The organism is Bradyrhizobium nanningense, from assembly GCF_004114535.1.
GTDB classification, from domain to species: domain Bacteria; phylum Pseudomonadota; class Alphaproteobacteria; order Rhizobiales; family Xanthobacteraceae; genus Bradyrhizobium; species Bradyrhizobium nanningense.
On the sequence record NZ_LBJC01000014.1, the window covers coordinates 319,508 to 332,580 of the forward strand.

The 13,073-nt window shown below is 65.1% G+C and carries 12 protein-coding genes; 11 read left to right on the top strand and 1 reads right to left on the bottom strand.

From position 1 onward, the window contains the following. The first annotated feature begins 22 nt into the window (after window positions 1–22). From XH84_RS09515 to XH84_RS09555, 9 genes are all read left to right on the top strand, one after another. Window positions 23–1,063 carry an ABC transporter ATP-binding protein gene (locus XH84_RS09515; RefSeq protein WP_128922073.1) on the top strand — a complete coding sequence of 347 codons (1,041 nt, stop codon included), beginning with the start codon at window positions 23–25 and terminating at the stop codon, window positions 1,061–1,063. Continuing rightward, entirely contained in the window at window positions 1,060–1,935 is an 876-nt protein-coding gene (locus XH84_RS09520) for an ABC transporter permease (RefSeq protein ID WP_128922072.1), read from the top strand. The genes XH84_RS09515 and XH84_RS09520 overlap by 4 nt, the downstream gene beginning before the upstream one ends. Beyond that, entirely contained in the window at window positions 1,932–2,738 is an 807-nt protein-coding gene (locus tag XH84_RS09525) for an ABC transporter permease (RefSeq protein WP_128922071.1), read from the top strand. Before XH84_RS09520 ends, XH84_RS09525 begins: the two co-directional genes overlap by 4 nt. Before the next feature lie 8 nt (window positions 2,739–2,746). Next, the gene (locus XH84_RS09530) at window positions 2,747–3,943 is read left to right on the top strand and encodes an NAD(P)/FAD-dependent oxidoreductase (protein ID WP_245471655.1); all 1,197 of its coding nucleotides are present in this window, start codon (window positions 2,747–2,749) and stop codon (window positions 3,941–3,943) included. Between the two features lie 27 nt (window positions 3,944–3,970). Then, the gene (locus XH84_RS09535) at window positions 3,971–4,267 is read left to right on the top strand and encodes a (2Fe-2S)-binding protein (RefSeq protein WP_128922070.1); all 297 of its coding nucleotides are present in this window, start codon (window positions 3,971–3,973) and stop codon (window positions 4,265–4,267) included. Beyond that, a complete protein-coding gene (locus XH84_RS09540; RefSeq protein ID WP_128922069.1) occupies window positions 4,264–5,682 on the top strand; it encodes an FAD/NAD(P)-dependent oxidoreductase in 1,419 nt (472 codons plus the stop codon). The genes XH84_RS09535 and XH84_RS09540 overlap by 4 nt, the downstream gene beginning before the upstream one ends. Beyond that, the gene (locus XH84_RS09545; RefSeq protein ID WP_128922068.1) at window positions 5,679–6,806 is read left to right on the top strand and encodes an NAD(P)/FAD-dependent oxidoreductase; all 1,128 of its coding nucleotides are present in this window, start codon (window positions 5,679–5,681) and stop codon (window positions 6,804–6,806) included. Before XH84_RS09540 ends, XH84_RS09545 begins: the two co-directional genes overlap by 4 nt. A gap of 222 nt (window positions 6,807–7,028) precedes the next feature. After that, entirely contained in the window at window positions 7,029–7,376 is a 348-nt protein-coding gene (locus XH84_RS09550) for a RidA family protein (RefSeq protein ID WP_128922067.1), read from the top strand. 168 nt (window positions 7,377–7,544) lie between these two features. Then, window positions 7,545–9,158: an ABC-F family ATP-binding cassette domain-containing protein gene (locus XH84_RS09555; protein ID WP_128922066.1), complete on the top strand. Its 1,614-nt coding sequence runs from the start codon at window positions 7,545–7,547 to the stop codon at window positions 9,156–9,158. A gap of 186 nt (window positions 9,159–9,344) precedes the next feature. On the opposite strand, the gene XH84_RS09560 is transcribed toward XH84_RS09555, so the two are convergent. Continuing rightward, window positions 9,345–10,676, bottom strand: coding sequence for a dicarboxylate/amino acid:cation symporter (locus tag XH84_RS09560; RefSeq protein ID WP_128922065.1), 1,332 nt, complete (start codon window positions 10,674–10,676; stop codon window positions 9,345–9,347). Window positions 10,677–10,817: 141 nt separating this feature from the next. Here XH84_RS09560 and XH84_RS09565 point away from each other — a divergent pair, with 141 nt between their 5' ends. Both XH84_RS09565 and XH84_RS09570 read left to right on the top strand, forming a co-directional pair. Further along, on the top strand, window positions 10,818–12,137 hold the full coding sequence (locus XH84_RS09565) for a solute carrier family 23 protein (RefSeq protein ID WP_128922064.1): 1,320 nt from the start codon (window positions 10,818–10,820) through the stop codon (window positions 12,135–12,137). A gap of 73 nt (window positions 12,138–12,210) precedes the next feature. Beyond that, window positions 12,211–13,047 (top strand): SDR family oxidoreductase, encoded by an 837-nt coding sequence (locus XH84_RS09570; protein WP_128922063.1) that lies wholly within the window; start codon window positions 12,211–12,213, stop codon window positions 13,045–13,047. Window positions 13,048–13,073: the final 26 nt, after the last annotated feature.

Genomic DNA, 13,073 nt, shown 5'->3' on the forward strand with positions numbered 1-13,073 from the left:
TGATCGTTTGCGGAGACAGCGCATGGCCTATCTCGAGCTCGTCCGGGTCGCAAAACAGTTCGGCGCGCAGACTGTGGTCGACGACTTCAGTCTGTCGGTGGGGAAGGGGGAGTTCATCTCCTTCCTCGGCCCCTCCGGCTGCGGCAAGACCACGACGTTGCAGATGATCGCGGGCTTCCTTGATCCCTCACGCGGCGCCATCCGCCTGGAGGGCAAGGACCTGACCGCGATCCATCCGGCCAAGCGCGGCCTCGGTATCGTGTTCCAGAGCTACGCGCTGTTTCCGCACATGACGGCGGCGGAGAACGTCGCCTTTGGCCTCGATATGCGCAATGTGCCGCGTGGCGAACGGGCCGAGCGCGTTCGTTCCGCACTCGCGATGGTCGGCCTCGCCGGCTTTGAGGACCGTCATCCCCGCCGCATGTCGGGCGGCCAGCAGCAGCGCGTGGCGCTGGCGCGCGCGCTGGTGATCAAGCCGAGCGTGCTGCTGCTCGACGAGCCGCTGTCGAACCTCGACGCCAAGCTGCGCGAGGAAATGCAGATCGAGCTGCGCCAGATCCAGCGCACTATCGGCACCACGACGATCCTGGTCACGCATGACCAGAACGAGGCGATGTCGCTGTCCGACCGCATCGTGGTGATGAGCCAAGGCAAGATCGAGCAGATCGGCACGCCGCAGGAGACTTATGAGAAGCCGGCCTCGGCCTTCGTCTCGCAATTCCTCGGCAAGACCAATGATTTTGCCGGGACGATCGACCGGACGGTCTCGCCGGCACAGCTGGTGGCGGGCTCATGGAGCGCGCCGGCGCCGGCCGGGCTGAGCGGTCCCGTCACCCTCAGCATTCGCCCCGAAAGGATCGGGTTTGGCGATGCCGGTCTTGATGCGAAGATCATCACGCGCATTTTCCAGGGCAACCACTGGCTGTTCCAGTGCGAGAGCGAGTGCGGCCCGGCGATCGTGATCCGTCAGAATGACGGCAAGGCCCAGCCGGCCGAAGGCGAGGCCGTTCGCCTCACCTGGCGGCCCGAGGACATGAGCATGCGTGCGAGGACCGGCGCATGAGCATGGCCGCCGAGGAGCGCAGTGTACGTGCACCGTGGGCACTGACGGCGCCCGCCCTGATACTGTTCGTCGGCGTGCTGCTGATTCCGCTGGCGATGACGGTGATGCTGTCGTTCCACGATTGGGGCCAGTACAAGGGCATCGAGCCGGTCTTCATCCTCAAGAACTGGCACGAGATCGCGACCGATCCCTATTACGCCGAAATGTTCTGGCGGACGTTTCGCATTGCGATCCTGACCACGCTGCTCACGGCGCTGCTCGGGGCACCCGAAGCCTATATCCTCAACCGCATGAGTGGCCGCTGGAAGAGTTTTTTCCTGCTGGTCATTCTCGGCCCGCTGCTGATCTCCGTGGTGGCGCGTACGCTCGGCTGGGCGCTTCTGTTCGGCGGCAACAACGGCCTCGTCAACAAGCTCTTGATGTCGCTGGGCGCGATCCGCTCGCCGATCCCCTTCATGTTCACCGAAACCGGCATGGTGGTCGCGCTCGCGCATGTGATGATGCCGTTCATGGTGCTCTCGGTGTGGGCGGCATTGCAGCGGCTCGATCCGCAGATCGAGAATGCCGCGATGTCGCTCGGCGCCGGCCCCGTCACCATCATTCGCCGCATCATCATGCCGCAGATCATGCCGGGCGTGCTGTCGGGCGCCATCATCGTGTTCTCGCTCTCGGCCAGCGCCTTCGCGACACCCGCGATCATCGGCGGCCGCCGGCTCAAGGTTGCTGCGACCCTTGCCTATGACGAATTCCTCAACACCCTGAACTGGCCGCTCGGGGCGGCGGTCGCGACGCTCCTGCTGGTCGCACTGGTCTTGATCGTTGTCGGCAGCAACGCGCTGATCGAGCGGCGCTATGCGGAGGTGTTCCGATGAGACGGAATGGCCCGCTCGCGCTGATCTTCCACACCATCTTCGTGGTCGTGATGGTGGCGCCGATCCTGGTGGTCTGCCTGGTCGCGTTCACGCCCGAAGGCTTCCTGTCGCTGCCGACCAACGGTTTCTCCTTGCGCTGGTTCAGGACCATCGCGAACTATCCCGAATTCATTCACGCCTTTTGGGTCAGCCTTGGGTTAGGGGCGCTCTCGTCGTTCGTCGCGCTGCTGTTCGCGGTGCCGGCGGCGCTCGCGATCGCGCGCTATCGCTTCCGCGGACGCGATGCGCTGGCGGCGCTGTTCCTGTCGCCCTTGATGATCCCGCATGTCGTGCTCGGCATTGCCTTCCTGCGCTTCTTCACCTCGGCAGGACTCGGTGGCAGTTTTGCCGCGCTGATCATCGCCCATGTCATCATCGTGTTTCCGTTCGCGCTGCGGCTGACCTTGGCGGCGGCGACAGGCATGGACCGTACGGTCGAGATGGCAGCGGTCTCGCTCGGCGCTGGCGGCTGGACGCTGTTTCGCCGCGTGTCGCTGCCGCTGATCCTGCCCGGCGTCATCAGTGGCTGGGCGCTGGCCTTCATCCAGTCCTTTGACGATCTCACCATGACCGTCTTCCTCGCCGCGCCCGGCACCGAGACGTTGCCGGTGCGCATGTTCCTTTATATCCAGGACAACATCGATCCGCTGGTGACGTCGGTCTCGGCCTGCGTGATCGCTGTGACCATGACCGCCCTCATTCTGCTCGACCGCTTCTACGGGCTCGACCGCGTGCTCGCCGGCAAGGGCGATACGGGGCGATAGGAGAACTTATGTCCAAAGCGTTTTCGAGCGAAGTGGGCGCCGGTTCGCGTGAAGAAAACGCGTCCAGACAAAAATCAGACTACGACGTCGCCGTCGTCGGCGGCGGGCTGCTCGGCTCCGCGATAGCCTGGGGCCTCGGCCGGCTCGGCAAGAAGGTCGCCGTGCTCGACGAAGGCGATATCACCAAGCGCGCCTCGCGCGCGAACTTCGCGCTGGTGTGGGTGCAGAGCAAGGGGCTCGGCATGCCCGCCTATACGGTGTGGACCGTGCAGGCGTCGCAGGCATGGAGTCGGCTGGCGTCCGAGCTGAAGCAGCAGACCGGTCTCGACGTCTGCCTGCAGCAGAATGGCGGCTTTCACCTCACCCTCGGCGATGACGAATTCGGCCAGCGCACCGACCTCGTCAAGCGGATGCACAACCAGGCCGGCGCGGCCGACTACAAGATGGAGATGCTCTCGGCGTCCGACGTGAAGAAGTCGCTGCCGCTGATCGGCCCCGAGGTCTCCGGCGGCAGCTATTGTCCGCTCGACGGTCACGTCAATTCGCTGCGCACCTTCCGCGCGTTCCACACCGGCTTCAGGGCGTTCGGCATCGACTATTTCCCGGAGCGGCCGGTGTCCGCGATCAGCAAGAGCGGCGGCGAATTCCGCCTGACCACGCCGAAGGGCGAACTGCGCGCCGCAAAAATCGTGCTCGCCGCCGGCAACGCCAACCAGACGCTGGCGCCGATGGTCGGCCTCTTTGCTCCGATGGGCCCGACCCGCGGCCAGATCGTGGTGACCGAGCGCACCATGCCGTTCCTGCCGCACCCACTGACCACGATCCGCCAGACCGACGAAGGCACGGTGATGATCGGCGACAGCAAGGAGGACGAGCTGGACGATCGCGCGCTGAAGCATTCGATCAGCGCGGTGATGACAGATCGTGCGCAACGCATGTTCCCGCATCTGTCGCGGCTCAACGTGATCAGGAGCTGGGCCGGCATCCGCGTGATGCCGCAGGATGGTTTTCCGATCTACGACCAGTCGGAGACGCATCCCGGCGCCTTCGTCGCCTGCTGCCATTCCGGGGTGACGCTCGCCTCCAACCACGCTTTCGAGATCGCGCGCATGGTCGCGCAGGGCGCGCTCGAGCCCGAGCTGGTCGGCGCGTTCTCGGCCAGCCGCTTCGGCGGCGCCGGCGCGGCGAACGACAGCGGCTACTAAAGATATCAAGGAGCCAAGAGGCATCCCATGTTTAAGCGATCCGAACAGGACAAGCGTCCGCAGCTGCAGATCTTCGTCGACGGCGTTGCCGTCGCGGCGCGCCAGGGCGACACCGTCTCAGCCGCGCTGCTGGCCTCCGGCTGCGACGCACGTCGCTCGACGGCGGTGAGCGGTGCGCCGCGCCTGCCTTATTGCATGATGGGCGTGTGCTTCGACTGCCTGGTCACCATCGATGGCGTCGGCAACCGGCAGGGCTGCCTCGTGCCCGTCGCCGAGGGCATGCAGATCGAGATCCAGAAGGGCAAGCGGGAGATCGGAAGATGACTGTGGCTCCCAAGCGCGAAGACTATGATGTCGTGGTGATCGGCGCGGGGCCTGCGGGCCTTGCCGCCGCTGCGACCTCCGCCGAAGCCGGCCTCTCGACGCTGCTGCTCGACGAGAACGTGGGCCCTGGCGGTCAGGTGTTCCGCGCCATCGCCTCGACGCCGGTGACCGACCGCAACCAACTCGGCGCGGATTATTGGGTTGGCGCCGATCTCGTGCAGTCCCTGCGAGCGAGCAGCGCCGAGGTGATTCATCGCGCGACCGTCTGGAGCCTCGACCGCAACCTCGAGATCGCCGTCTCGCTTGGCGGCGCGTCCGCCTTCGTCAAGGCCAAGCGCGTGATCCTCGCGACCGGGGCGCTGGAGCGGCCGTTCCCGATTCCCGGCTGGACGTTGCCGGGCGTGATGACCGCCGGCGCGGCACAGACCATGCTGAAATCGTCGGCGCTGGTGCCGGACGGACGCACCGTGATCGCAGGACAGGGGCCGCTGCTCTGGCTGCTCGCCGCGCAGATCCTTCGCCTTGGCGGCCGTATCGACCGCATTCTCGACACCACAGAGCGCGGCAATTATTTCGCGGCACTGCCGCATGCCTTCGCCTTCCTGACCTCGCCCTATTTCGCCAAGGGCCTGTCGATGATGCGCGAGGTCAAGGCGAAGGTGCAGGTTGTCTCCGGCGTCACCGAGCTCTCGGCCTCGGGTGACGGTCAGCTCGCCAGCGTGAGCTATGTCGCGGGCGGTAGGCGCGAGACCATTCCCGCCGATCTGCTCTTGCTGCATCAAGGCGTGGTGCCCAACGTCAATCTGGCGATGGCGGCCGGCGTCGAGCATCGCTGGGACGACCTGCAACTCTGCTGGTCTCCGGTGCTCGATGCGAACGGCAACTCGTCGGTCGCGGGGATCGCGATCGCCGGCGATGGCGCCGGCATCGGCGGCGCGAATGCTGCCGTGGTGCGCGGGCGGATCGCGGCGCGCGCGGCGGTGGAAGCCCTGGCGCCGGCGGCCGCTGCAAAGCTGCCCGCGATGGCAACGCTCCGTTCCGATCTCGCCAAGGCCGAGCGCGGCCGCGTCTTCCTCGACACGCTGTTCCGGCCGGCACCGCAGTTCCGGATTCCCTCGGGCGATACCATCGTGTGCCGCTGCGAAGAGGTGACCGCCAAGGATGTGCTCGATTCCGTCGCGATCGGCGCGACCGGGCCGAACCAGCTCAAGGCCTATCGCCGCACCGGCATGGGTCCGTGCCAGGGCCGGCTCTGCGGCCTCACCGTCACCGAGTTGATGGCGCAGGCGCGCGGCAAGACGCCGCAGGAGATCGGCTATTACCGGCTGCGCGCGCCGGTGAAGCCGATCACGCTCGCCGAGCTCGCAGCCGTTCCCAAGAGCGAGGCGGACGTCAAGGCGGTGGTGCGCGGATGACCACAAACGTGGATGCGATCGTCGTCGGCGGCGGCATCCACGGATGCTCGACTGCGCTGCATCTGTGCCTCGCCGGCCTGAAGCCGGTGCTGATCGAGAAGGACTATGCCGGCCGCCACGCTTCGGGAGTCAATGCCGGCGGGGTACGCCAGCTTGCGCGGCACATTCCCGAGATTCCGCTGTCGATCCGTTCGATGGGGATCTGGGAGAAGATTTCGGAACTTGTCGACGACGATTGCAGCTTTGAAAGCTACGGCCAGGTGCTGGTCGCGGAGAACGAGGATGAGCTTGCGGTCTGCCGCGCGCGCGTCGCGGAGTTGAACGCGCTCGGCTTTACCCATGAAGAGCTGATCGATGCGGCTGAACTGCGGCGTCTCGTGCCGGCGGTCGCCCAGACCTGCCCCGGCGGCGTGGTCTCGCGCCGTGACGGCGCGGCCAATCCGGCGCAGACGACGACGGCGTTCCGGCGCAAGGCCGAGCACCTCGGCGCGACCGTACGCGAGGGCCTCGCCGCCTCCAACATCCGCCACCGTGATGGCCTCTGGCATGTCGACGTCGGCCCTGAAATCTTTGCTGCGCCGGTACTCGTCAATGCCGCCGGTGCCTGGGCCGGCAAGATCGCGGCTGATCTCGGCGAGCCGGTGCCGGTCGAGACCGTGGCGCCGATGCTGATGATCACCTCGCGCGTGCCGCACTTCATCGACCCCGTCGTGATCCTGCGCGGCCGAAAGCTCTCCTTCAAACAATTCAAGAACGGCACCGTGCTGATCGGCGGCGGCCATCTGGCAACGCCATACCAGGATCGCAACGAGACGGTGCTGGACTGGAAGAGTCTTGCGACCAGTGCGCGCACCGTGTTCGAGCTGTTCCCGGTGATGCGCAGCGCCACCATCGTGCGCGCCTGGGCCGGCATCGAAGCCAAGATGAAGGACGATATTCCCGTGTTCGGGCCGAGCAGCCGTCACAAGGGTCTCTATCATCAGTTCGGCTTCTCGCTGCACGGCTTCCAGCTCGGCCCCGGCGCGGGGGCCGTGATGGCCGAGCTGATCGTCAACGGCGGCAGCCAGACGCGAATCAGCGATCTCGGCATCGACCGCTTCCATCCTTCCACGCTCCAGGGATGAGAAGTTGTCGAATCCGATCGGTTGCTCCGAACTCTCTCAACCTCTCCCGCTTGCGGGAGAGGTCGGCGCGAAGCGCCGGGTGAGGGCTTCCTCCTCTGGGGGAGTGCCCCCTTGTGGCGACACCCTCTCCCCGACCCTCTCCCGCAAGCGGGAGAGGGGGCTCACCGGCTTCGCCAATCCAGACTTACTGAATATCGTCACGCTCTAGCAAAAGAGGACATCATGAGCATCACCCGCAGCATCCGCACGCCCATCATGCATCGCGCCGTCGAAGCCAATGGCTTCGTCTTCCTCGGCGGCACCATCGCCGACGACACCTCGGTCTCGATGGGCGAGCAGACCCGCAACATTCTCAGCAAGATCGCCGGCTATCTCAAGCAAGCGGGAACCGACAAGAGCCGGGTCGTCAGCGCCTCGATCTTCGTCACGGATCTCTCCAAGAAAAAGGAGATGGACGCGGCCTGGACCGAGTTCTTCGGCGACAATCTACCGACCCGTGCCACCGTCGGCGTTGCCGATCTCGGCGGCAGCGCGCTGATCGAGGTCGTGGTCACCGCGCTGAAGGGCTGATCGCATGCCGACGGGGACGTCAGCGCCTCTCGCGCTGTCGTCCCTTCGTGCCGTGCCTTGATCTCGCCCTTCGAAGAGAATACTTAGAGACTTCCTCAATCAGGAAATTCGCAGCCATGGATTCTACCCCGACCGCAAAGCCCATCCGCCTTGCTCACGGGGAATTCCATGCCTGCTTCAATCATCCTGTCGAACCTGTCGCTGGCCACGCCTGACGGCCGTTCTCTTCTCTCCAACCTCGATCTGACATTCGCGGCCGAGCGGACCGGTCTCGTCGGCCGCAACGGCGTCGGGAAAACGACGCTGCTTGCGTCGATCTCAGGGGAGCACCTCCCTCATTCCGGACGCGTTCTGGTCAACGGCAGCATTGGCCTGCTGCGCCAGGACGTGCAATTGCCCGCGAGAGCGGCCGTGGCCGATCTGTTCGGTGTGCGGCCGGCGCTCGAGCTGCTGCGCCGCGCCGAGCGGGGCGATGCCTCCGCCGACGACATCGCCACGATCGACTGGACGCTCGAAGCGCGGCTGGAGGCGGAGCTGGCACGCCTCGGGTTCGATCCGTCTCCCGATACGGAGCTGTCGTGCCTGTCCGGTGGCCAGATCACGCGGGTTCGCCTCGCCGCGCTGGCCTTTGCCGCGCCGGACTTCCTGCTGCTGGACGAGCCCACCAACAATCTCGACCGGGATGGACGCAAGGCCCTGACCGATTTCCTTGCGTCCTGGCGCGGCGGCGCGATCGTTGTCAGCCACGATCGGGACCTGCTCGAGACCGTGGATGCGATCGTCGAGCTGACGTCGCTCGGAGCCACGCGCTACGGCGGCAATTGGAGCGGGTTTCGCGAACGGAAAGCCGTCGAACTCGCCGCCGTCAGGCACGACCTCGCGCATGCCGAGAGGCGGCTGTCAGAGATCGACGGGAAGACGCAGCAGGCGGCAGAGAAGAAAGCGCGCAAGGACAGCGGCGGCAGAAAGAAGCGCGCCAAGGGCGACATGCCGCGCATCCTGGCCGGGGCGCGTAAGGATCGCAGCGAGGACAGCGGCGGCAAGACCGCGCAAATCGCCGAGCGGCAGCGCGCAGAAGCGCTCGAGGCCGTCGATGCGGCGCGCCGGCGCATCGAGATTCTTCAGCCGCTCTCCGTCAAGTTGCCCGCGACCGGCCTGCCGGCGGGCAGGGAGGTGGTTTGGCTCGACGGCGTCAGCGCAGGCTACCGACCAGAGCAGCCGGTCCTGCGCGATCTCTCGTTCGCCGTCGTCGGACCGGAACGTGTCGCGCTGGTCGGGCCCAACGGATCCGGCAAGACGACGCTGCTGAAACTCATCGCGGGCGAGCTGCGTCCGCTCTCAGGCATCGTGCGGGTCAGGCCGGATTTCGCGCTGTTCGATCAGAAGGTCAGTCTGCTCGACCCTGGACTCTCCATCCTGGATAATTTTCGGCGTCTCAATCCGAAGGCGGGTGCGAACGAGTGCCATGCCGCGCTGGCCCGGTTCATGTTCCGCGCCGATGCCGCCTTGCAGGCAGCCGGAAACCTGAGTGGCGGGCAGATGTTTCGCGCCGGCCTTGCCTGTGTGCTCGGCGGGCAGACGCCGCCGTCGCTGCTGATCCTGGACGAGCCGACCAATCATCTCGACCTCGAATCCATCGAAGCCGTCGAAGCGGGCTTGCGGGCCTATGATGGCGCGCTGCTCGTCGTCAGTCATGACGAAGCGTTCTTGCAGGCGATCGGGATGACACGACGGATCGATGTTGCCGCCAAGGTGCTACGCATCGATGGCGGGATCGTCTGATCCCGCCTGGCGGTCTGGATTTGGTAGTGATTTTCAAAAACCCGACGCCCTGCCCCCAGCGCGTCGGGTGGAAAGAATGAGTATCAATCCGTGATCCCAACCCGATACTTGTGACGCGTGCCGCCTCAATTTTCTACTCCGGGAAACTACCGCGTCGGAACCGCCCCCCGGGGGGGCGCAGGCCTATCAGGCCGCGCTTCCACCCGGCTCCAGCGCCTCGCCGATCTCCAGCGGATGGGCCATGGTCTCGTGCAGCGCATCGCGATCGAGCTCGCCTTCGGAAATGCTGATGACGACGCAGGCAACGCCGTTGCCGATCAGATTGGTCAGCGCGCGACATTCGCTCATGAACTTGTCGATGCCGACCAGGATCGCGATCGACTGGATCGGGATGTCAGGCACAATCGAGAGCGTCGCGGCGAGCGTGATGAAGCCGGCACCGGTGACGCCCGAGGCGCCCTTCGAGGTGATCATGGCGATGCCGAGGATGCCGAGCTCCTGCCAGATCGTCAGATGGGTGTTGGTCGCCTGCGCCAGGAACAGCGTCGCCAGCGTCATATAGATGTTGGTGCCATCGAGATTGAAGCTGTAGCCGGTGGGAATGACGAGGCCGACCACGGAACGCGAGGCGCCGAGATGCTCCATCTTCTGGATCATTTGCGGCAGAACCGTCTCCGATGAGGAGGTGCCGAGCACGATCAAGAGCTCGTCCTTGATGTAGGCGATGAAGCGCAGGATCGAGAAGCCGGCGAGGCGCGTGATCGCGCCGAGCACGACCAGCACGAACAGGATGCTGGTGAGGTAGAAGGTGCCGATCAGGGCGGCGAGGTTGAGCAGCGAGCCGAGACCGTAGGCGCCGACCGTGAACGCCATCGCGCCGAAGGCGCCGATCGGCGCGACGCGCACGATGATGCGGATGATGCCGAAGAACATCTTGGCGGCCTTGTCGATCGAATCTGCAATGGGTTCGCCGGCATTGCCGAGGAAGGCGATGGCGAAGCCTGAGAGGATCGAGATCAGCAGCACCTGCAACAGGTCGCCGCGCGCGATCGCGCCCAGATAGCTGTCGGGAATGATCGCCATCAGATGGGCGACGATGCCTTCTTCCTTGGCCTTGGTGACGTAGGTGGCCACCGATTTCGGATCGATCGTGGCGGGGTCGATGTTGAAGCCGTGCCCGGGCTGGAGGATCTCACCGATCAAGAGGCCGACCGCGAGCGCGACGGTCGAGACCGTCTCGAAATAGATCAGCGACTTCAGCCCGACCCGGCCGACGCGCTTGAGATCGCCCATCGAGGAGATGCCGTGCACGACGGTGCAGAAGATCACCGGCGCGATCATCATCTTGATCAGCGCGATGAAGCCGTCGCCAAGCGGCTTCAAGGCCTTGCCGAGATCGGGATAGAAATAGCCGATAAGCACACCGAGCGCGATCGCGATCAGCACCTGAACGTAGAGGATCTTGTACCAGGGCTGGTGCCGGCGATGGATGGCTGGCTGGATCGCGAGTTGTGTCATATTGTGGGACCCGAACGCATCGATTGTGCAAGATTTGAATCTTGCATCACGTGCATCATGTGATGGCCGCGTTGGATGCGACAATCACATTTTTGTCGGATCGCACGAAGATCGATCGTTGCACCGCAACTCGGGGGGATCATGTCGACTGCAACAGGCTCGGACCAGCAAGGACGGGGCTATTTTCCGCGCTGGACGCTCAAGACCTCGGGCGTGATCATGCCCGAGGAACGGATGTCATGGGGCCAGACCGTCGTCTCCGGTCTCCAGCATTGCGTCGCAATGTCGGGTGCGACGATCATCGCCCCGTTGCTGATGGGGTTCGATCCCAACGTTGCGGTGCTGTTCTCGGGCATCGGCACGCTGATCTTCTTCGTCATCGTCGCGGGGCGCGTGCCGAGCTATCTCGGCTCGAGCTTCGCCTTCATCGCCGTCGTCATCGCCGCCACCGGCTATGCCGGGCAGGGGCCGAATCCCAATATTTCGGTCGCGCTCGGCGGCATCGTCGGAGCCGGGGTGCTGTACGGCGTGATCGCGCTGATCGTGATGTGGTCGGGCGTCGACTGGATCGAGCGCTTGATGCCGCCGGCTGTCACCGGCGCTGTGGTCGCCGCGATCGGCCTCAACCTCGCACCCGTCGCGGTCAAGGCGGTAAGCGCGAACGCGTTCGACACGGGAATCGGGCTCGCCACCGTTCTGATCATCGGCGTGGTGGCCGTTGCCGCTCCAGGCCTTTGGCGAAGGCTCCCGATCATCCTCGGCGCCATCGGCGGCTACCTCTTGTGCCTGTTGGGCGCGAACGGGCTCGGTTTCGGCAAGCCGATCGACTTCACCCAGCTCTCGGCCGCGCCGTGGATCGGCCTGCCGAACTTCACCACGCCGACGTTCCAGGCCGACGCGATTTTCCTGATCGCGCCGGTCGCGATCATTCTCGTTGCCGAGAACCTCGGCCACATCAAGGCCGTCGGCGCCATGACGGGCCGCAGTCTTGATGCCTATCTCGGCCGCGCCCTGTTCGCCGACAGCCTCGCAACGATCGTCGCGGCCTGCGGCGGCGGCACCGGCGTCACCACCTATGCCGAGAATATCGGCGTCATGGCGGCGACGAAGGTCTATTCGACATTGCTGTTTGCCTTCGCCGCCATCGTGTCGATCGTGCTCGGGTTCTCGCCGAAATTCGGCGCGCTGATCCTGTCGATCCCTGGCCCCGTCATCGGCGGCCTCTCGATCGTGCTGTTCGGACTGATCGCGGCGATGGCGGGCCGGATCTGGGTCGAGAATAAGGTCGACTTTGCAAATCCTGCAAACCTGATCACTGTCGCCGTGGCGTTGACGGCGGGCGCGGGAGATCTCACGCTCAAATTCGGCGCATTCACGATCGGTGGGATTGGCACCGCAACTTTTGGCGCCATCATCCTCTATCAGATTCTGACCTCGCCACTTGCGCGCCGCGCGGAATGAATCCCAGCGATGCACGGAAGAGATGGAACAAAAAGCGCCTTCCGTCGATGATGAGGCATTCCGGAGAGAACACATGCCGCAACCCGATCGCTCGACTTCGTTTCCCTCGCGCCTGATCGGCCAATACGCGCTGGTGACCGGCGCCTCGCAAGGCATCGGCCGCGCCGTCGCCATCAGGCTCGCGCAGGAAGGCGCGACCGTCGCCATCAATTATTTCGAGCACGACGAGCGCGCGGAGGAGACGCTCGCGCTCGCTCGGGCAGCTTCGAGCGAGCGCGGCCACGGCAAGGCCGATCATTGCATCGTCAAGGCCAATGTCGGCGATGAGAAGGACGTTGCTGCGATGTTCGAGACGATCCTTTCGCGCTGGAAACGTCTCGATTGTCTCGTCAACAACGCCGGCTTCCAGAAGGAATCGCCGAGCGAGGCGCTTGACGTCGACACCTATCGCCGCATCATTGATGTCAACCTGAACGGTGCCGTGCTCTGTGCGCAGAAGGCACTCGCGCATTTCGTCGCGCGCGGTGGAGGCGGCAGCATCATCAACTGCTCCAGCGTCCACCAGATCGTTCCAAAGCCCGGCTATCTCGCTTACTCGATCAGCAAGGGCGGCATGGCCAACTTGACGCGCACGCTGGCGCTCGAATTTGCCGGCCGAGGTATCCGCGTCAACGCCGTGGGGCCGGGCGCGATCGACACGCCGATCAACGCGGCCTGGACCGGCGATCCGGAAAAACGCGGCGTGGTCGCCAGCCACATTCCCATGGGCCGCGTCGGCACGCCGGAGGAGATCGCCGCCGTGTTCGCCTTCCTCGCCTCTGACGATGCGAGCTACATCACCGGGCAGACCCTTTACGCTTGCGGCGGCCTGACGTTGTTTCCGGAGTTTCGCGAGAACTGGGCGAGCTAAGTGGGGATCTGGCAAAACCCGCTGGC